Source organism: Cyclobacterium amurskyense (assembly GCF_001050135.1).
GTDB classification, from domain to species: domain Bacteria; phylum Bacteroidota; class Bacteroidia; order Cytophagales; family Cyclobacteriaceae; genus Cyclobacterium; species Cyclobacterium amurskyense.
In genome coordinates this window covers 4,550,050-4,572,538 of sequence record NZ_CP012040.1, presented here as the reverse complement: position 1 = coordinate 4,572,538, position 22,489 = coordinate 4,550,050, and the positions used below count along the sequence as shown (strand labels likewise).

The following is a 22,489-nucleotide window of genomic DNA, read 5'->3' as shown; positions in this document are numbered from 1 at the left end:
ATGTCTATTAATTGTTATTTGCTAATCCATCAGGGATTTAGCAATTGTATAAGTCTAATCAAAACACTAATTTGATCGCCTCCTTGTAAAGTTAAGATTTTTATAAAAACCGCTCGCCATTAAGGTATAAAGAATACCAAAATTCTGGAAGGATATTGGCCTTAAGAGCAAATTTGATCAAACTTGAAAGTTCGATACTAAAAAGTACTATCTAATTAAGGGAATATTGAATGGTTCAATTGATCGATGGCTTCAGCTCCGCTCAGCAACCGTTAAAGTGTCGCACTATTTTAGGATTACTCCGACTCAGCCCGGTCACTGTTGCAATATAACCCAATATAAAAATCAGTATCAATCAGGATCCCTCCAAATACAGGTTGATTTCCAAGTCAATTGTTTCTTCTACTTTTACAAGGCCGCCTAAGCGACTTATGGCATCCAAGCCCAATTCCTCAGTAGAAAGATGTAGGGTACCCTGTAATCTATCTTTTAATTTGTAAAAAGTTTCGCTTTCCAAATAAAGTTCTTTTCCTGCCATTTGCAAATAAATGTCTCCAACGATAGCCTGTGAACCTCTTTGAAGATTATTTACGGAAACCAGACACAAAGGGTATTCTTCAGCCTTGAGGGTTTTCTTAAAATCGCTGTTCAATAAAAAGTTTCCACAGCCAAACGCTGTAATTGGAATTTCAAAATCTAATGAAGTAATGCCCGTAGACTTGCTATCAAAAAGTAGCGTATCGCGCTTGCCTTGGTGTTCATAGCTACATTCAAAACTGCCAAAGGTAGTTTTTCCTTTCACAATGATTTCTGTTTGATTGATAATCAAGGCCTCTTTCTCATAAAACCCAAATAAGAAAAAACAACAGGCAAGCAAAAACGCGATACGCATAAGATTAAAAATTACTAATTAAAAACCAATTACTCCTTCAATCATGAATCCATTAAAAGAGCCTCCATTAAGGATATCTGTTGCAGCAAAATCTTGATAGTTTTGATTAACATATTCCAATTTCGCTAGAATGTTTTTGGAAATAAACCAACCACCACCAACTTGTACTCGAGAAATGCTTGGTTCCAATCCATTAGGCATTTCACCCCCTGCTTGGTTGTAGCGACCAGCTAGATAATAGTTATCCCTAGCCCCAAAACGATAAACTGCATCAACTCCTACTTGATTCCAGGTTCTGTCTTCGCTTTCATTGGACGCTTTACCTTTTGATTGCTCAAAGTTTCCAAAAAGCTCCAAACCACGATACGAAATAAATGGGTTCAACACAATTGCGGTTACATTGTCTCGCATACCGGGATTAAAGCGGCCTGTTCTAAAATCGGAAGAAGTAGAAGCCAATGTATTGGACATGACAAGGTAATAACGTGAACCTGATCTATCTCCTGCCCACAGCGTGTTATTTACAGAACCTGAAGTTGTATAAACTGATCCGGTCAATCTTAGGCGTAGCTCATTGTCTAAGGTTTTATCATAGCCTAGTTTTCCGATAAAAGATGGTTTTCTTTTGTCCGGATTGGTAACTCCACCTTGTATTTCACCCCCAGTCATGGATGCTACAGCAATAAAACCGTTGTTTTGATAAATAACTTCAGCACCAATTTCCGTAGCGAAGGCATCCATTATATAGTTTCCAACAAATGGATTATAAAATGCATTGCCATTGTCAGATCTTCTAAAATGGGAATCACCATAATTTACCTCCATATGTCCCACCTTGATGGTCACTTTTTCCATGATTTTATCAAAAGCTGTACTATTAAGGAAAGCAAGTTTATCAAACTGCAAGTACCCACCTTTTACCCAGGTTTCAGGGTGGTGTCTAGAGGATAGGTAAGTAATCAAATTCAACCTAATCCCATCAGCCAAAGCAACATCTATATTTAGGTTAGCAGTAGCCAAGTTAAACCCAGAACCTATGTCCATCAATTGGTTTACATTGACTCCATTGCCATCCATAATAGGGCTAGCCGAGTTTTCATGACTTATGGACTGAAATTGCTGGGTAAATGCCCCACCTATTCTCACTTTTAACCCATCAAAGGCTACAGTATCAGCTTTACCTGATTCAAACACGTTGATTCCTCTTTGATCATAAGGTCTCCAAAACTGCAAGTCTCTTTGCTGTGCAAGACTGCTTAAAGAAAATAAGATCGCTCCGGTAAGGAATAAAATACTCTTTTTCATGATAGCAAAAATTAAAATATTAATTAACTGAATTTAGTTTCATTTTTACGCTGATTGTCATCTCATCACCTGTTTTAATGGTTCCAAATACAGCAGTGGGAGGATCAACTTTAAAATCTGTTAATTTCACATCCGCAGAACCTGTAAGTGAAATCCCCTCACCTTCCCGTGAAAATTGAACCATAAAAGGAACTGTTTGTGTTTCACCGGCTATTTGTAGTCTTCCAGAAACCTTCCAATCGCTGCCTCCATCCTGGTGGGCTTCCAGCATTTTAAAAGTGATTTCAGGATGATCTGCTTCCTTCAAAGCATTGTAGGCATTTTTGTCCATAGGCCCCTTTCCACTTTTGAGGGATTTAACCGGCATGATAATCTCAACCGATTGAATAGCTGTTACTTTTCCTGCAGAAAGTCTGATCGAAGCTTTTCCGCTAGCCTCTTCTGAAACCATATCCCAATCATGGATTGTAGAAGTACCTGAGACCTTCATTTCAGGCTTTGGTGCTACTGCATATGTCTGCTGAGCAAATACTTGAACACCATGAACAGTGATAAGCACAAGAAGGAAAAACAGGGTCAATTTTAAATGTTTGTACATAACGTTTTGGTTTAGCTTAATTTGAAAATACCCGTTCAAAACTGTGCTATTGGCTTGTTTTGATAGGTCAAAGGTAAACAATACCAGCAGGGCTAATCATGACTAAAATCATCTTCTTATATGATATAATTTGTCAATCAAACCTTGAAAAATTGATTAACATCTACTCTGCTCAGCCTAAATTTTGATTTAGAACATTTCTGGTCTTACACTGCAAATAATTGAGCTGAAAGATGTAAAGTTTCTAAACTACAGTGTAGGAATTAGATAGATTGCTACGGGTATAATAGTGGGCTTTGACCCAGATGAGCAATCAAGAATTTTTATTTATCAGAACGATAAATAAAAGCTGCCCGTAAAAATTAATTAAGAAATCCATTTTTAAGAATAAAGGAAAATTGTAAATAAACCCTGCTTAAGTAATGGCCAAGCTATTACTTGAAGAAACCGGTTTGGCATCAGGAAATGCTAATAGCATCAACTAAACACATCCTAACTAGGACTGTCCTAGGTTATTTAATTTGTATAATCCTTTCTTCCACGTTGGTGGTTCCTTCAGCATGAACTTCTTTCGTTTCTATACTATAAGTTGTCCAGCCTGTAGCTGCATGGATGCGAGATGCCGTCCAGGTTTTATTGGTTAATGCTGGAAAGTTTTCTCTTGCAGGCAATTTCCCTTTCAGACCGGTCAGAGTTTCCAAGAAATCGTAAGTAGCATTAGTCAATTGCTCAGAATTAACCTCCTGGAACATTCTAATTATTGAGGATCCCGATTCCTCGTCGATTTCATCTAAAACAACCGCCACTTCGGTATCAAAAGGAGCTCCTCCGAAATTGTTCATCAGTTGCATTTGTCCATTGATTTCTTCATTGAGCGTATATGCTCCACCATGATAAGTGTAAAACTGAAGAGCATCCTTAATGGCATTACCTTCTATAGCTGCTTTACTCTTATACGCCTCCATAAACTGAGCCATGGTTTGATCAAAATTAGGAAAATGACCAAATTCCACTTGAATAAGACCCATTGCCTTTTCCATATAACTCCCGACCTCTTCCCAATTAATCACTTCTTGTATTGCACCAAATTCATCCGTTTTGATAATTACCGGTAAATCTTCCGATATTTTTGAAAGCTTTTGGAGGAGTTCATTGTCCGTTTCAATTTCATAGTTTTTATAGAACCATTCAATTAGGTAACTATCAGCGGTAGAATCTTTAATGGTGATATCAACCTCATACTTGATAAAATTTCGAGCAGAGGTATCCCCATCTTTTATTTTGTATTTTTCAAGTGATACTTGATAGGATTGGGTATCATCGATGCTCCAATAGCCAATCACTTGTACTGTTGAGTCGGCCATGTTTATTTGCGCATTGGCAGTAAAGGATAGGACCAACATTAATAGCAAAAAAATCGTCTTATTCATAAAAGTATTATTGTCTAGGAATCGTTTAACAACAACCCCCATTGCCTATTTATTTAAGCTGCTTTGAGCTTTATTTCTTGTCTCCTCCAATTTCTTACGCATCCTTTCCAAAACAGCAACATGGTCTTTTTTTCCTACTAAATTAATGTTTTCTTCAGGATCAGTAGAATGATCGTACAGTTCTTCATTGTCCCCCAATGCAAGGTCTCCCCACCTGGTATACCTCCATTTGTCCGTCCGCAAACTGGCCCCATCATTGTAAATGGTGTAAGCAACGTTTTCTTCCGTACCCTTACCGTCACCTTTTAACTGTGGCAGCAAACTTCTTCCCTGAAGTATGGCCGGTTTCTCAGATGATAATCCGGTAAGATCCACCAGTGTAGGATATATGTCCAGCAATTCGGTTATACTTTCAGACCTGCTTCCGTATGCCTTTTCATATTCCTTGTCAGGAACAGAAAAGATGAGAGGAACTCTAATGCTTCCCTCCCATAGACTGGACTTTGACCAACAATCATGTTCCCCCAGATTGTAACCATGATCGGACATAAATATTACTATCGTTTCTTTTCTCAAGTCCAACCTATCTAGGGCATTCAGCAATCTTCCTACTTGTTCATCCATAAACCTAACACTGGCCATATAGGCACTAATGGTTTTACGCTGCTGTAGCTCATCCATTCCCCAAATCCTTTCATTTTGTCTTTTCAAAGCCTGCAGCGGAACGTTGTCCCCAATATTCACTTTTGGCAAAACCACCTCATTAACTGGATAAGGAGTGAAATTTCTTTCAGGTGCAATCAATGGTACATGTGGCCTAACAAACCCCACTGCCAAGAAAAACGGTGCATCCTTTTTAACCCTTTGTTTATTGGTCCCTCCAGCAGGGATTTTTCCAGCGCGATTCTCTAAAACGGCTATGGCTTGGCTGGCTGCTAAATAATCAGTCTGTGTTCCCTCTAGACTATCAGGAATAACCATTTGGGCAAAATTTGATCCATAATGATGGTTTTTAGGGGAAAGTAGTTCCAATTTTCCTTGGCTTAATGTTTCCGGACCTAACACATTATAGGCATAATCCCAGGAATCTGGATCATCCCCACCAGCGGCACCTCTTTCTATACCTCCTGGCACTCCCATGTGAAAAATCTTTGAAATTCTGGCGGTGTAATACCCCCTTTCCCTAAAAAATCCTGCCATCGATGGATGATTGGCCAGGGATGGTGTTTCCTTCCTATAACTACCCAATTGATCATTGTTTCCCAATACACCATTACTTTCCGGATAGAGACCACTCATTATTGAAGCCCGGGAGGGCCCACAAAGTGGAAACTGACTGTAAACCTTGGTAAATTTCACTCCTTCAGAAGCAAGTCTGTCAAGATGGGGAGTATGTTTATCAGTATCCATATAGGGTCCAATATTGGTGTTAAGATCATCCGAAATGATGACCAAAATATTGGGTTGCTGGGCAATTAAACTGCATGGAATAATGCTCAAAAAGAAAAAAATAGCCATTCCGACCCCCACAGTCATGTTACTTTTATGGATGTTTTTCAAAATATTCTTAATGGTTGTCATTTATTAGGGTTTAACTCGGATTATGTAATAAAAATGATTATTGCCTATTTCGGGTATAATATTCAATCCAGAAAAATCACTTTGATACCTATTCAAAAATAAAAGTAGATTTTTTAGTCTAAAATACCAATTGAAATTTCTCACCATCTAGCTAAGTAAATCCCGAACCTAATTTGAAGATCAATTTTTCTTGACAAAAAACAAGCTATTCCCTGTTGTTAACACTAGCTAAATAGGTGTTTAACCCGAAATATGCAATAGACATTCTATTACATAATCCGGGTTTAATAGGTATATATTCAAAAAAAAAGCAACTCCAAATTGGAACTGCTTTTTGATTTTGTTTTTCTTAATTAACATCCCACCACAAATAGGTAGCGCCATCATCCCCACCAATGGCTTGTCCTGCTGTGGATCGATTAGTACCATTAAGGGTTTGTTCATTGACAGGATAAATGACTCTTTTAGGGATAACCAAGGTGCTCACCCCTTCAATAAGCGGAGGTTGCAGATTTGGTGCATCCAATCTTCTCCATGCTAACCATGCATCATAACCTCTATTGTATAGGGATATCCATTTCTGATTACCTATTTTTTGACGCCAATCTCCTGTTGCTGTTGAATAATTAACCTCAGTCTGGGCAATATAGTCGGCTATTTCGTCGGCTGTTCCACCCCAGTAACTTATTGAAGCAGTGACCCCATTGTTATAATGTTCTTCAGCTGTTCCTCCCACATTAAAGCCTCTTTCAACTGCTTCAGCTAAAAGAAATTCCACTTCTGAATAATCCATTAGCAAGGCCTCGAAGGTCGGGTCAGTGATTATTGAATTGATGGTTGAAAAATCAGAATATGAATTTGAAAATCCATACTTTCCACCCTTAAACTCCCCATCTACCTGAGTAAAATAAAAAGATCTTCTGGGATCGTTCAATTCATTCATTGCATCAACTAAAGTATTGGCTGCAACATAATCCTGTCTGGAAGTAAATAAAGAGTTAATCTCTTCAGAAACGGGATTGTTATTTGGTGGTGCATTAAGATAAGGGAATGCTCCATTGTCCATATTGCTAGTAAAAACATTTGGCGCAGCGGCTTCCACCAGACTTTGTGCAGGTCCTGGACTAACATCAGCAATGACCATCGCCAGTTTTAATTTAAGGGAGTTGCCAAATTTTATCCAATTTTCCATATTTCCCTTATACAAGATGTCCCCATCCTCAAACCCACTGTAATCTGTCTTGATCCGATTGAGTGCTGCATCGAGACGGGTAAGAATATCATTGTATATGGTAGCTGCATCATCGTAAGAAGGCAGAGAATTGTCTGAATCCAATGCCTGTGAGTAAGGAACATTTCCAAAAGTATTCACCAGCACCGACCAAGCATACACCTCCATTATTTCTATCTGTGCCAATTGGTTATTTTTCTTGTTTTCTTCAGCCAATTCATCAGCTTCTATCAGCCTCTTAGATTCCTTTAAATCTGCCAACACATCCCTATATAGGGCCTGCCACACATTCTGAGGAATAAGGCGGGTGGTCATATTGTACCTTGGCTCATCTAAATATTGAGTTGTGGTCCAATGTTGCACATAAAATCTATAATTATTGACATTAACATCAGGAGTAGTAATAACATCCGTAAGTTCTTTAACGGCACCTGTATAAAGCGTCTCAGGCGGAACATTGGTTGCCCGCTTTTGATCTACATTAAAATCTTCCAAATTATCTACACATGATGTCATCAACATCGCGGCGAACAAACTTATAAATATCTTTTTCATCTTATCTGGTTTAGAAATTTAACCGTACGTTAAAACCATAATTTTTTAAAGCAGGGTAAGCACCTCCCTGATAACCTCTTCCTGCATTACCGGAACTCAAACCTTCTTCCGGATCGGAAAACTCCATGTTTTTATGTATTATCCATAAGTTACGGCCTATCAGTTGCAAATCTACGCTTTGAAAGACACCCATTCTCTGAATCAATGAGGCTGGAAGCGAGTAACTTAATGAAACCTCTCTCAACTTCACAAAACTTCCATCGAAAGTATAAAGGGATCGAGGAGTCTCTCCATAATTATTGGCCGCATAGCCAAAGGGAGTAACACCATCCCCATCGAGGTTTTCTGCATAGATGTCATTCGGTGTTCCATCTTCTTTAACTCCTGGCAATAAAACACCTCCACCATCTTCCACAGGAAGTCTTGATGGGAATCCTTTCTGATTTACGGCGGCTGTTACAGGATAAAGTCCTGTTCCTTCACCATAATACTGATCCAATGAAAAGATATCCCCACCACTTCGAATATCAATTAAAAATCCTAGTGAGAAATTTTTATAAGAAAGTGAGTTATTTATTCCTCCAATCCAATCTGGGTTAGGGTCTCCAATTATTTCGTCAGAATTGTCTGAAGTCAAATAATACCCATCTTCATTTACTGTTCTTTGCCCATTGGTGTAAATAAAATCTTTTCCTCGGATAATACCGTAAGGCTGTCCCACAGCGGCATTGACAGACACTCCTCCTTGAAAAGAAGCAATTGGCACATTTAAAACCTTGTTTTCGCCCTCTCCAAATAAACTGATTACTTCATTTCTATTGCGAGCAAAATTAACGTTCATTGTCCATGAAAAATTCTGTGTTTGTATAGGTGTTACAAAGGCTGACACCTCAATACCTTGGTTTTGAACTTCACCAGCATTGACAAACCTTTTTGTATAACCACTAGCTGCTGAAGTATTTACTGGCAAAATCTGATTGATTGTATTTGATTTGTACCAAGTCACATCAAAACCAAAAAGGCTACTGAAAAAATCAGCTTCAACTCCTGCCTCTAAGCTTTTTTGTCTTTCAGGCAGTAGAGAATTGTTATTCCTAGTATGGGGTAAAGAAAATATAGGAATAGATCCGTATCCGGTCTGTGAATCATACACATCGTACAAACTCAAAGCTGGAGCATCATTACCTACCTCAGCATAATTGGCCCTTACTTTTGCATGAGTCAACCAGTCAAGTTCTAACAAATTAGAAAAAACCAAATTGGCTGCAGCAGCAGGATAGAAATACGTATTGTTATCCTTCGGCAAGGTAGTGGATTTATCTTGGCGTGCAGAAATCTCTACAAAAAGTGTTTCTTTATATCCAAAATTGGCATTGGCAAAAACACCATCAACACCAATCTGCTCAGATTCTTCAAATGGAGGTTGAATAGGATTTCGAGAATTGGATAATCCATACAATCCCGGAACAACCAATCCACCATTTGTACTGGCTCTTATAGAACTCATTCTGCTCCTACGTATGTTGGAACCTACTAAACCTGTAAAACTTAAATCTTCGGAAATGTCCTTATTGAAATTCAGCAATAAGTCAAAGTTTGACTCATTGAAATCTCTATTAAACCTGGTGTATTGACTTACATCTGCACTCCCAATGGCTACTCGCTCTTCCTGAAGGTCTGAGGTAGAGTTGAAGGATGCACGGCCCATAACACTGAACCAATCCGTTACCTTATAATTGACGGCAGCATATCCATAGTAGTTATCTCTGCTATCATTTGAATAGTTTTGGTACCTTGACCAGTATAGATTGTCTGAATATATCGGCCCGGTGTTATCACTATTCCAGTTCCAGGTAATATTCTGTTCATTTCTCCAATAAGCTTCTTCTTGTTGCTTAATGTCAACATTAGTTTGCCACCATTGTCTAAACTGTTGGTTTGGATTCCTACCATTGTATCCGGTTCCGTACCTTCCCATACCTACTGTTCGTGAATAGTTACCGGAAGCAGAAACAGTCAACCGATCTGTAGCATCATATGAAGCGTTAAAAGTAAATTGATCCTTATCTATGGAACTGTTAGGTAAATTACCCTTTGTGTCATTCCGAGTATAACCTAAGCTAAATGTAGCATCGCTTCCACCTCCACTTAACATGATACTCTGATTCGAATTCAGACCTGTTTCGTAAAATGTACTTGGATCATTTTCAGCTGCAACCCAAGGAGTCATTTTTCCATAATTTGGAGAAAAAGGATCAATGGCATCCCACTGGTAAACCATAATACTCGGGTCAAATGCTGGACCGTAAGAGGCATCATCCTGAAACCTAACAACTGGACCTACACCGCTCCCAAGGTCTTTAGAAGTTCTGAAAGCATTAATATAACCGGCACCATAATCTTTTTGATACCTTACAAAAGTGCTTTTATCAATTTTACTCCATACAACACCGGTATTTACGGTAATATCCATGCTGTTTTCCTTGCCCTTTTTGGTGGTAATCATAATTACACCATTGGCAGCACGCGATCCATACAAAGCTGTAGCTGCAGCTCCTTTTAATACGTTAATCGACTCTATATTATCTGGATTTAAATCCGCAGCAGCATTCCCAAAATCAGTACCTACACGACCTTCTTGCTGATTTCCAAAACTCTCATTCGCTTGGTAAGCCCTGGTACTGGTATTGTTATTGGCGTTACTAATGGGCACTCCATCTATGACAAACAAAGCTTGATTATTTCCCGTGATTGAGGAATAGCCACGCATGATAACATTAGTAGAACCACCCATGGTATTATTACTCCTAATGTCAAGTCCCGCTACTTTTCCAGATAGGGAATTTACAAAATCAGGGCTTCTGGTTCTTGTAATCAGATCTCCATCAACCTCCTGTGCAGAATAGGCCAACTCATTTCTGTTTCTTTCTACACCTAAAGCAGTTATTACTACTTCAGAGAGTTCATTAACATCTTGAAGCAAAACCACATTGACTGTATTTCGGTTTCCAACATTTATTTCTTGGGTTTCAAATCCCACAAAACTGAAAACCAAAACATTAGATCCTTCTGGTACACTTAGAGAATAATTACCATCAATATCTGTAATTGACCCCACCATTGTTCCTTTTACCAGAACATTCACTCCCGGAATGCCGTCCGGTTCTTCATCGGAAGTTACTCTTCCCGACACCATCCTACTTTGCGCAACCAAAGAAAATATTGTACCGAATACCAGTACAAAGCACAGTAAAATATTCTTCATAATTTTATCATTTAAATTACAAATAGTTAATAAGTACTAATATGAATTACCAAATTTCAATAAAAAATCAATTATCAATAAATAGCAACAAAAACAGTTCCATAAATTATTTTTTTACTGTTTTGCTAAAATAATTTTGAAAATTCTGCGCTATCTTTTTTTATTGCAAAAAACGTTATTGTTTTTTTTGATTAAAGAGAGATCTGAACGAAAGCTGTTAGGTTTCCTTTCGATTAACATTTAAGCTGAAATATTGTTTAATTTAATCTAAAAAGAGTTTAAAAATTTTTACAGTTTAATTTATTAAAAATCAGCATTTTAAACTCTTAATTAGACTTTATCACAATGCTACCGATTCTATATAAACTTAATCATTAAAACTCAATCGGCACAATAAATAAAGGTATAATTATCTTATAATCAGATGAATGCAAACTAATATATATCAACATAAGGGTATTTAGTGCTCAAGCTCCAAAAAATTAAGACTCCTTGTAACTAAAGTCCTTTATGGCTGATATTATAAGTTTGGTAAAGGAGGATTTGAATCGATCCATAATGGCTTGGTATCTCGAAAAAAGTTCAATTGAGGAACAATACATAACAAAGTGAAATTCAAAGTAAAAAATACCAATAAAGTGACTGACTTTTAATTATTTACATTAAACCTCAAAGGATATAACACCTATATTTGAAAATTCATTGAAATTTTCAAATATAGAAAAATCAGCGTTTTTTTTTCCGTCAAACCTTAATTTCCCAATTCTTATAATTCAAATAAAAAATATATAAATACTATTTATATTAAAATGGTTGTTTCTTACCCTCACATCTAAAAAAGAAAGCCATTTTGCTTTATCTGAAAAGGAAAAGGCATTATTGAACATGTTTGTCAACCTTATACCCAGGACCTTTAACCACCCTACCTGGTAAAGCACCTGTATGTTCCCCATTATTGAGCACTTGGGTACCATTAACAAAAACGTGAACCATCCCAGTTGAATATTGCATGGGTTTATCAAAGGTGGCATGATCTTGAATTTCTTTCGGATCAAATATTGCCAAATCAGCATAAAAGCCTTCTTTCAATGCTCCACGCTTTTTAATTTTCAAATTCGTAGCAGGTAGAGTTGTGAGTTTGTATATGGCTTCCTCCAGAGAAATCACCTTTTCTTCACGAACATATTTACCAAGAAGTCGTGAGAAATTCCCGAATGCCCTAGGATGAGAACTCGACCTTAGAAATACTCCCTCTGGAGCATAAGAGGCTGCATCAGATCCAAAGCTCATGTAGGGAAGTTGAATTTGTTTTTTCACATTTTCTTCAGACATCAAGAAATATACAGTCCCAACTCTACTACCATCCTGGATGACCAAGTCCATTGCTGTTTCTATAGGGGAAGAATTACGCATTTCTGCCACTTCCGCAAGTGATTTTCCAGTCAAATACTTTAAGCTATCGTTCTTAAAACCTATTAATAAGATGTCCTCATAAGATTCAACTCCCATCATCAAACTCTCCCATTCATTGGTAGGTGTAGCCATTTCTTCCATAAGTTGTGTCCTGATTTTTGGATTTTTTAGGCGCTCAGCCCATTTATCATACCCGCCTTCTTGCACCCAGGGTGGCATGGAAGCATCAAGCCCGGTAGCACCTGCTGTATAGGTGTACATATTTGTTGTTATAGAAAGCCCAGCAGAACGGGCTGAATCTATTTTGGAGACCACCGCATCATACTTATTCCAATTGGATTTCCCTGCCATTTTCAAGTGATAGACTTCCGCCCTAATATTCGCTTCATCTGCAATCTGAATCAATTCATCCAAACTTTCTAAAAGTTGGTTGCCTTCACTCCGAATATGTGAAATATACATTCCCTCATATTGAGCAGCCACTTTACACAGCGCTATTAATTCCTCAGTACTGGAATAAAAGGCTGGAGCATATATAAGTGAAGAACCAATTCCCAGAGCACCTTCCTCCATCCCCTTTTTAACCAGAGTCCTCATTGAGTCTAATTCCTCAGGGCTTGGTGCTCGATTTTCATATCCTACAGTATGTATTCTTAATGTTGTGGCCCCAATAAAGGATGCCACATTCGTAGAAATCCCCTTATCAACAATAAAATCCAAGTACTCACTCAAGCTGGTCCAGCTAATAGGGTATTTAATATCTCCTTGCATTTTTTGCTCTTCCTTTTTCATTTCATCTGTCCAAGGCCCCATCGAGGTACCTTCTCCGAACACCTCCAGTGTCACCCCTTGCCGGATATCACTTTGAGACTTCCCATCTTCAATCAATGCATCAACCGCCCAACTTAGCATATTAATAAAACCAGGAGCAACTACTAAACCTGTAGCATCAATTTCAATTTCACCCTTTGCTCCAGACAGCTTTCCTATAGCTGAAATGGTATCCCCCCTAATGCCAATATCGCCTATATAAGATGCCTCTCCAGAGCCATCAACTATCTGTCCATTTTTGATTAGCACATCGAAGGACTCAGTGTCGTGAGATGTACAGCCATTTAAAATTATGGTAATTAATAATATCGAAAGAAGTGGTTTCATATTCTTGCGTTTAAATAACTAATACTTAAGGCCAATTACTACTCCTAAATATAAGAAAGAAATAAGCCTTAGCCTGTCCTGATTTTTCATCAAGGGAATTGATTCCATAATAAAATAGTAGTCCAATTGCCTATTTTAGAATAAGGTAAACACGTTATTCGGCCATTAGTTACCCAAATAAACTATTGTAGTTCGCCCCTCTGTGTAAGCTTAGCCCCTGTTGCCTTATCTACTGCCCGGATGATAGGTTTCTTCAGCCCTTTTTTCCACGTCTTCCCGGTAATAGGCAACCTCTTTAAAGGTACCATTGGCATACATTTCCGCCTGATCGTCAAAATGTAGAGATTTCGGATTTGCATTTTGACCTCCCGCCAGTAAGCTTTTGGCCCTTACCTTATCTCCAAATTCAACTGCTGCAACAAAGCTGTTGCCAGAAGATCCATACAGCTTTTTGGTGTTTTCCTTTGCTGTGGCACCAAATGAAGCCAATGCTCCCCAACGACCAGAGGCCAAACCTATTGGAAGACTTGCTTTATTGTCATCAAAAGGCAAATCAATCGCTCCACTCAAGCGCTGAAAACGGTTAACATCTCCCCAGGGGATGTTCCAGGTTCCAAAGTCTTCTTCAAGCTGAACAATGGCAGCTTCCATGGCAGCTATAACTTCGCTAGTATCATATTTCAGGGTTTTACCATTCTCTTGATTAAAGGGAATCAAGGCATCTGAGTTTCCAATGTTTCTGTTAAAGGACATGCCGAAAAAATGAGCCAAGGTCATGGCTACAGACTCCTCTCCGGTCTGGTAGTCCCAATCCCTAAAAACGGCAATGGCCGCTGTTAAATTATCACTTGGGTTTTCCTCTTCTTCATAAGCCTTCAAGAGGATAGGAATCAATCGCTCAAAAGCAGGCAAATAAGGATCATACCCCAAGGTTATCAGCTTCTCCAAGGTTAAATCCTTAACCTCCGAAAGCAAACCCACGGCATGAATTCCTCGGTAGTTTTCGGCATCTGGCGCCATGTAATAGGGGTAATCCTCTTTTTTGGGACTGAACGGGCCTGCAGATGTAAAGGGCGTTGAATTGCAGTTTTGAATCCAGCCGGACCTAGGGTTCAGCACAACAATACTTTCTTCTACTTCATGTAAACCTTGCCAGTCGGTAGCGGGATCGCTGCCGTCAACAGGCCTGGAAAAATCAAAGGATGGGTCTCTTTTGGGAATGAAATTTCCATGGAAATAGGCAATATTCCCGGAGGCATCTGCAAAAACAGTATTGTTGGATGAATTGGTTCGAATGTCCATCATTTCCCTGAATGCAGTGTAATCACTTAATTTTGTTCGGGTAAAACTTTGAATCAAGGCATTGACAGGATCCCAGTTGATTTTTGTGGCTACCCACTTGTCATCCAATTGATGGGTAATTGGATGACAAGTGGGTTCTATACATGGTAAATGTTTTTTCCTGCAAACCTTCTGGACTTGTGAGTTTCAAGGTAAGTGAAATCTCTTCTACAGCCCTCCATTCGTCCCCATAGGCATACTCTATACCATCTCCCACTTCTCGCACCTCTTCCATATACTCATCCATAAAGTCCAGATGGGTAGAAGTATGCATCCAACCAGTTTTTTCATTGAAACCCTGATAGACAAAAAACTGACCCCAGGTAACTGCACCATATGCGTTCAGTCCTTCTTCACTGACCACATGAATCTCAGGTCGAAAGTAGAAAGAGGTATGGGGATTGATCAGGAGAAGTGCATTTCCGGAAGCACTCAATTCAGGAGAGATGGCTATTCCATTCGATCCTTTAGGTTCATCGTAAGGATCGGGATGAACCAAGCCATCCCCAAATTCCGAATAGGCAAGTGCTTTTTGCTCCTCGTAAAAGCTTCGTATCCGTTCCGTAGAAATTCTTTCAATATCTCCACCTATAGATCCCTCACTAAAATACATAGGAAACCAAGGCTCGTAATAAGTCAACACTTTCGGTTCTACTTCTGGGTGGCTGTGTAAATAATAGTTAACACCATCTGCAAATCCTTCACATAGCAATTGCAACCACCTCGGAGCCCCCTCGTAAGCAGCTTTTGCTTCTGCTTCAGTCATGTACAAGTTCGCTCTGAGATCGCTGTACAGGGCATCTTCACCATCTAATTCAGCAAGCCGACCTGTTGCCCATATATAATTCCTTTCCACCCGTCGAAAATCATCTTCGCACTGCGCATAAAGCATCCCAAAAACCGCATCCGCATCTGTTTTGGCATAAATATGGGGAATTCCATAATCATCCCTGATAATGGTAACTTGTTTAGCACGGGTTTCCCAACTCCTTACCTCATTGTTTACTGGATCCTTACATGCCCAAACAAAAAGTAACATAAAAGGAATTAAATAATGGTTTTTCATGCTTGGTGGTTTGTTTGTGAAGAAAATCTCAGGTAGCTCATACTTGACTTATAAAATATGGCTACTCGATAGGCATTGCATGTATACTTAATATTAATCAAAATTGCACTTTGATACAAAAGTTTTAACCATAAGCTGAACGGATTTGATTTGTTGACTGGCTCAATATAAACCATTTATAATTACCTAAAAATTAAAGAATGCCTTATCAATGCTCAAAGCAGGTATAACCCTGATAAGCTTAAATGCTATGAAAATAAAAGAAACATTGAAGTAAATAGAGGAAAACCTACCACACATAAACACAAATCGAGACAGTACAAAAATAATCTTTAAAGCTAATTTAAGGTAGTTTTGAAAAAATAGTTATACTTAAATTCTAATTAAACCCGAAATATGCAATAGACGTTCTATTACTTGCTGAAATCGCTTTAAAATCAGCCACTTCGTTGCTGTTTTCGATTTCAACATAGCGGTGCTATGCTAAAATATCCAAACAGCCTGATTTTCTTGCGATTGCAACACTTCCCGTAAACACGGGACAGGCTATCACAAATCCTATTACATAATACGGGTTTAATGTTTTTCTATTGGTTGTGGAGCTGAGCCAAAGGCTAACTAGCATAACAAAATCTCATTTCAAATTACACGCTTAACGAACTATTTACTCCTTCTTACTTGTATATTCCTCCAATAGAAATCATTATTTCAATCAACTGTATTTAGGTGAAACTTATCAATTTTAAATAGATTGACGATGGTGGTCATATTTATTCTGAAAATAAGGAAAAGTATGAAAATTGACTTTGAAACTACTTTAAATTTAGTTCTGCGATAATTCTTCTCATTTCAATCTTATTTTAAATATGAATACCTATTGTATTACTCATTATTAAAACATTATTTTTTTCCTTTTGAATTAATGGTTTATTATAAACCGAATTCAGTGTACATGTTCTTATAATTAGTAACTTATATGGGGCATCGATTATACTAATATAAAACCAGGGAAATAAAACAAAATTCTATTCCATTGTAAACCGAGTTTCTACATTTGTACCCTTATGATTAGTGCTATTATATGTAAAAACAAATTTGTTGGTTTTTAATTCTCCAACATGAATCTCATCAGTACCATTAAGCTTTATAATAGTAGTAGTACTGAAAACCCATGTACCAGATTGGGGTAATCCTGAGATTCCAGGTGTATTAAAGCTAAACTTCCCATCAGATTTGAACGAAATTGTAAAACCAGAATGCTCAATAGCTATATCATTGGAAGTAACGGATACAACTTCCCAATTTTTCACCAATAATTCTTCTTTTGATGGTTCTACCTTGGGTGGTTTAGTCTCTTCTCCATCATCTCCTCCACAGGATACTATGAGAAATAAGAAAGAAGTGAGTAGCAAAGTTCTATATATCTTCATAAAAACTTATTTTTTATATATCCTAATCCTTTCGAACAACCCTAATGCTTCCAATTGAACGACATAAACTCCTCTCGGTATTTGACTAAAGTCAATATAATAATTACTTGAAGGACCAATTGGCCTGGAGATAGTTTTAATTATTACTCCGTTTGCATTAAAGATTGTAATCCGATCCAATTGAATTGTTCTTGCAAAATCAAGCTGTCCAATATTTTGTACAGGATTAGGGTAAAAGCGTATTTGGGTGTTTCGAAGCTCTGGTGAAGACGTTATAACGAGGCTTTCTGAAATGGCCGTACAGCCAGAGCCTCCAGTTACCATCACTTCGTAGGCCCCGGGTGCAGTGATCTCTAATGTAGGATCAGTTGCCCCTTCTATCAATTCACCATTTTTAAGCCATTGATTATTTTCATTGCTACTTGATTGAAGAAATAATTGGGTAGAGATCCCATCTGTCCCATCAATGGTAATGGTAGGTATTTCTGGTTGATCACCTTGAGCAATTATATTGCCCACAAGTGAGACTTCACAACCATTGGCATCTTTTATGGCTATGGAATATTCTCCTTCTTCCAAGTTTTCAAAAATAGCCGCATCCTGGTATCCCTCCTGAGCGGAAAGTTTATATAAGTATGGAGCAGTACCACCTGAAACTTCTAAGCTCAACTTTCCTGTAGCATCCCCTGCACATACCAGGTGAACGACCTCTTTGATATTGGCAGTCATTTCAGAGGGAGAACCAATTGTAAAGGATTGCTTGACCACATAATCTAGATCTGATGTAGCCCTCACGGATAGTGAATAGTCTCCAGCAGCAAGGCCGGTTAAAAGACTTTCATTTACAAAGTCCCCGTTATCAACACTGTATTCCAATTCACCTCCTTCAAATATTACATCTACCTCTACTTGTCCATCATTCCCTCCATAGCAACTCACTGGCTTGGTTTCAATTTTATTAATCTGAATAGGGTTTGCCTTAAAAGCTTCTGAAATAGAACTACATGAGCCTGTTTCGCCTACCCTCACTTGATAAGACCCAGACTCTACTATTTTTAGTTTTTGCGCTGTTGCACCTGAAATCTCTATGCCATCTTTCAACCACTGGTTGTTTTCTTCACTACTGGAGTTTAGAAACAACCCATCTGAAGTACTGGATTTTACAATAACTGGAATTTCCGGTTTTTCCGCCTGAGCCACCAATGTTACATCGGTATTAATTTCACAGCCATTTGCATCTCTAATATTGACGGTGTATTTACCTGGAAGAATGCCTGAGAAATCATTCCCCGTCTTATAATCATTCTGAGTGGATAACTTGTACTCCATTGGAGCAGTTCCTCCAGATACCAAGACTGAAAAGCTTCCTTCTGATAGCCCTGTACATGAGGGTTGTGAAAGGTTCTCAATATTTGCAGACAAGGCATCCGGAGAGGTGATAGAAAAAGTCTCTTCCAGTACATTTGATATATTTTCCGTACTTCTAATAAACAAAGTATACTCACCAGCAGCCAGGTTTTCAAATATATTCTCAGATTGGAAATTTTCACCATCTATACTGTATTCCAAATCTCCATTTTGGGTAGATGCAGTAACAGATACAGTACCATTATCCCCACCAAAGCATGATGTCTCCGTAGTTTTTACTTCACTGAGGGTAAGGCCTACCCCTTTCTCAAAAACAAATTCCTCCGTATAGCGCATGCTACTTTGTCCTTTGTCATTGATTGCTGTAACCAAAATTTTATAGCTTTTACCTTCTTCTAAGCCTGTAGCATTTGCCAGAAACTCATTCGACTCTAGCTGAACCTCTGGTGAAGGTTCAAAATCATCAAAAGTATAGGTATCACTTTTAAATTCCTCCCCAATAAATTGGTATTTTAAAGCTACAATATTAACTATCTCATTGTTAGCAATGTAAAACGCAGTCTTTTTAACGTGAGTCCAATTTCCATAATTATCCTTCGCCCTTACAAAAAGCACATGTAAACCGGAATTCAAGCTTCCAACATCTAAAAGATATTCTTCTTCCCCTGAATTCAGATTGATTATTGTCCCTTTACCAAAATCTTTATATACATCAATAAAATATTCCAAAGCTACCATCTCCTTCACCACAGGAGTTATATGTTTATAAAAAACAGAACGTGTCAACTGAGACCAAACACCCTGCTTACTCTTCACTCTGGAAAAAAGCACATTAAGCCCATCAGGAAGTTCAGAAATATCAATTTCCAGACTGGCTTCTCCTTGATTTAAGGTGAAATTTTTTCCCTTACCAAAATCAACATAGTCATTGAAAAAGTATTCTCCCTGACTGACCTGTTGAGAATGAAGGCTAAATACAACCAACCAACTGCAAATAATCGTAAAATAGATGCGAAGCTTCATGATTTAATTTTTTAGTTGGCTCTTACCTTAATGGTAATTGGCAACTTGCCGTCAGCATTCCCAAAGCCAGAAGTACTGAAATCATAAATGGTTGGAATATCCGGAAGCCCGGATAATTTGTAGGGCTTGGGACCCCCAAATGGGCCTATATCAATGCCATCTTTCCCCTTGCCGTCAGCCGGCCCTCCTTCTCTTATTTGGAATTTACCATCAGAGGAATGGTCTCCTGTAATAAAAACATCTGCTTCTACTACATTGATTTGGTTATTATTACCATCGCTAAATGGAGCAATTGCGGAAATGTTATGACTGATATTACTCCCTTCTTCAGGCATCAAATAATCGGATAATTTCGTACCTAAAAATACATTGTTATGGATCTGTAGGTTGGCATTTTCTCCAACGGTAAAAATCGATCCCTTAAACACATTATTTGTAATGGTTCCTGAGCTTTTATCTAAAATAGAGAAATTACCAACTACAATATTGTTTGAAAAAATAAAATTTTGCGGTGGGTCAACCTTTCCAACATACAGAAAACCTCCATCTATACTAAAATAATTTCTTGTTATTACTATGTTTTCAATATTATTTTCATAAACTTCTATCGCCCGACGAAAAAAGCAATTTCCTATTTCTATATTCTTAACGTTAATAATAACACCAGATGAAGAAGTTTGATTAAATTTTAAACCATAAATTTTTGATCCCGACGATCCATCTGATAAAGTTATCCTATTAACTACAGTTTCAAACTTGTTTGAAGAGATACCTAAATTTTCATTCGTAAAATATCCTTGACCTATTAGAGTTAGTCTCTTCTCAATGTTCAAATCTCCATAGGGAATATTAGATCCTTCTATATATATCGTATCCCCAGAAACAGAATTTTTATACGCGTCTTCCAAATTTGGATATAGATTCTCTCCCGGAATGGATTCTTCCATATTATTAACACGAATAATTTTAGAATAAGAAAAAGACTGGAAACCAATCAACAAAATCAGTAGTAATATATTTCGTTTCATAGGAAGATGGTTTAATAGTATCTGAAATACAAATTAATACATTCATAAATCTATATTAATAAATTTAGATTTACAAATAAATTTTCTTAAACATAATTTTTATACTGGAATTTTAACTCTTTTTTTAAAAAAGAATTTAAAAACATTTAAATAAAAGCTATATCAGAGTAAGTAAACATTGGGTATTTTTAAGACTTCACCAAATCGACTCTACAAAAAAGAAAAACTAAACTATAGACAAACAACATACTATAATGTTTCTATTACCTACAAAATTTACTTCTCCATAATTTTACAGGAACACATTATTGCATAATCTAAATAAGAATTTCTATTGTGTTATGGCATTAATTCGTTTATCCATAAAAAACTTTTAAAAGGCCTATTAACAAATAAGCCATAGTCTTACTTATTTGTTAATTTGGACCGAAAACAGTATAAAATCTTTACATACACCTGAATAAAAAATAAGGTAAGCTTGAAAATCAAAGAAAAAATTTCCACCATTTTTATAAAGATTTGGAAAGGTTTGGTAAATTACTATTTCATAAATAAAATCTAAATTCAGAGATTCTATACTTAATCATTTCACCACTCCCATGGATAAAAACACCAATTCCCGCCGAAAATTTATCAAGACAGCCGCATTGACTTCTGGTTTTTCATCCTTGGGTGCAGTGGCTGTAAATAGCAAACCTCTTCAGGTTTCAAATGAACAAAATAAACTTCCTAGAGAGGTATGGGTTTCGGGAATTTCTCAGGAAGGAATATTTGTAGATACAGCAGAAGAGATGGTTGATCGGATATTTGCATTGATGGAGAAAGTATTGGTGTACCAACCCGATATTATTTGCCTACCAGAGGTTTTTCACACTGGAAATGTTGCCAAAAATTATAGCCTCTCAGAGAAATTGGCCCTATCCAATGCCATTGTAAATAATATGGCTTCTTTTGCCAAAAAGAACAATTGCTACGTGGTCGTTGCAGTTAACACAGAGGAGAGCGGAAAGGTATACAATTCAGCCGTTTTATTGGACAGAGAGGGTTCTCGAGTTGGAGAGTACCGAAAGATTCACTTGACTGAAAATGAAATTAATAACGGGCTTACTCCAGGGCCGCTTAATCCTCCGGTATTCCAAACGGATTTCGGGAAAGTAGGCATACAAATCTGCTTTGATGTGATGTGGGAAGATGGTTGGCAAAGACTGAAAGACAAGGAAGCTGAATTGGTTTTTTGGCCATCCGCCTATGGAGGTGGTCAAAGCCTTCAGGCAAAAGCCTTACAACACCGGTATATCCTTGCCACAAGCACAAGAAAAGGTAGCGCCAAACTTTGGGACATCACTGGCAATGAATTGGCACAGACAGGATTCTGGGAAAAAAACTGGTATTGCGCCCCTGTGAATTTAGAAAAAGCATTTTTACATACATGGCCTTTTGTGCGCCATTTTGACCAAATCAAGAAAAAGTACGGAAGAAAAATTCGGATAACCAATTTTCATGAAGAAGAGTGGTCGGTAATTGAGAGTCTTTCCCCAGAAATCGTCGTTGCGGATATCCTGAAAGAATTTGATCTAAAAACCTATGATCAACATAGACTGGATGCTGAAATGGCCCAAATAAAAGCCCGGAATTCATAGAAATAAATGAAGGTTAACAAATCTAAATAGCGGGATAAGGGCTATTAAAAACCTATTCTTTCATTATTTAACTCTGAGTATAAATATATGGAATATTCTAAAATTATCATTAATATTCAAGTCAAGCCTGAATACCGGAGCCAAATTCAGGTATCGAGATTAAAA

14 protein-coding genes are annotated in these 22,489 nt (G+C 37.7%); 1 reads left to right on the top strand and 13 read right to left on the bottom strand.

The window, feature by feature from the left end; translation table 11 throughout:
• Positions 1–355: 355 nt before the first annotated feature.
• From CA2015_RS18535 to CA2015_RS18480, 13 genes are all read right to left on the bottom strand, one after another.
• The gene (locus CA2015_RS18535; protein WP_048643245.1) at positions 356–892 is read right to left on the bottom strand and encodes a hypothetical protein; all 537 of its coding nucleotides are present in this window, start codon (positions 890–892) and stop codon (positions 356–358) included.
• A gap of 18 nt (positions 893–910) precedes the next feature.
• Complete coding sequence (locus CA2015_RS18530; RefSeq protein WP_048643244.1) at positions 911–2,197, bottom strand: hypothetical protein; 1,287 nt, start codon at positions 2,195–2,197, stop codon at positions 911–913.
• A 19-nt stretch (positions 2,198–2,216) separates the two neighbouring features.
• Positions 2,217–2,795, bottom strand: coding sequence for a YceI family protein (locus tag CA2015_RS18525; protein WP_157470544.1), 579 nt, complete (start codon positions 2,793–2,795; stop codon positions 2,217–2,219).
• Positions 2,796–3,307: 512 nt separating this feature from the next.
• Entirely contained in the window at positions 3,308–4,225 is a 918-nt protein-coding gene (locus CA2015_RS18520) for a hypothetical protein (protein ID WP_048643242.1), read from the bottom strand.
• 45 nt (positions 4,226–4,270) lie between these two features.
• The gene (locus CA2015_RS18515) at positions 4,271–5,806 is read right to left on the bottom strand and encodes a sulfatase (protein WP_240477839.1); all 1,536 of its coding nucleotides are present in this window, start codon (positions 5,804–5,806) and stop codon (positions 4,271–4,273) included.
• Positions 5,807–6,155: 349 nt separating this feature from the next.
• Positions 6,156–7,592, bottom strand: coding sequence for a SusD/RagB family nutrient-binding outer membrane lipoprotein (locus CA2015_RS18510; RefSeq protein WP_048643241.1), 1,437 nt, complete (start codon positions 7,590–7,592; stop codon positions 6,156–6,158).
• Between the two features lie 10 nt (positions 7,593–7,602).
• Positions 7,603–10,857: a SusC/RagA family TonB-linked outer membrane protein gene (locus CA2015_RS18505; RefSeq protein WP_048643240.1), complete on the bottom strand. Its 3,255-nt coding sequence runs from the start codon at positions 10,855–10,857 to the stop codon at positions 7,603–7,605.
• An 876-nt stretch (positions 10,858–11,733) separates the two neighbouring features.
• Positions 11,734–13,428, bottom strand: a complete 1,695-nt coding sequence (locus tag CA2015_RS18500; protein ID WP_048643239.1) for an N-acyl-D-amino-acid deacylase family protein — start codon at positions 13,426–13,428, stop codon at positions 11,734–11,736.
• 225 nt (positions 13,429–13,653) lie between these two features.
• Positions 13,654–14,838 carry a penicillin acylase family protein gene (locus CA2015_RS25330; protein WP_262485588.1) on the bottom strand — a complete coding sequence of 395 codons (1,185 nt, stop codon included), beginning with the start codon at positions 14,836–14,838 and terminating at the stop codon, positions 13,654–13,656.
• Positions 14,831–15,835: a penicillin acylase family protein gene (locus CA2015_RS25325; RefSeq protein WP_262485587.1), complete on the bottom strand. Its 1,005-nt coding sequence runs from the start codon at positions 15,833–15,835 to the stop codon at positions 14,831–14,833. Before CA2015_RS25325 ends, CA2015_RS25330 begins: the two co-directional genes overlap by 8 nt.
• A gap of 1,025 nt (positions 15,836–16,860) precedes the next feature.
• Complete coding sequence (locus CA2015_RS18490) at positions 16,861–17,265, bottom strand: hypothetical protein (RefSeq protein WP_048643238.1); 405 nt, start codon at positions 17,263–17,265, stop codon at positions 16,861–16,863.
• A gap of 6 nt (positions 17,266–17,271) precedes the next feature.
• Positions 17,272–19,656 carry a T9SS type A sorting domain-containing protein gene (locus CA2015_RS18485; RefSeq protein WP_048643237.1) on the bottom strand — a complete coding sequence of 795 codons (2,385 nt, stop codon included), beginning with the start codon at positions 19,654–19,656 and terminating at the stop codon, positions 17,272–17,274.
• Positions 19,657–19,667: 11 nt separating this feature from the next.
• Positions 19,668–20,684 carry a hypothetical protein gene (locus CA2015_RS18480; protein ID WP_048643236.1) on the bottom strand — a complete coding sequence of 339 codons (1,017 nt, stop codon included), beginning with the start codon at positions 20,682–20,684 and terminating at the stop codon, positions 19,668–19,670.
• A gap of 599 nt (positions 20,685–21,283) precedes the next feature.
• Here CA2015_RS18480 and CA2015_RS18475 point away from each other — a divergent pair.
• Positions 21,284–22,324, top strand: a complete 1,041-nt coding sequence (locus CA2015_RS18475; RefSeq protein WP_048643235.1) for a carbon-nitrogen hydrolase family protein — start codon at positions 21,284–21,286, stop codon at positions 22,322–22,324.
• Positions 22,325–22,489: the final 165 nt, after the last annotated feature.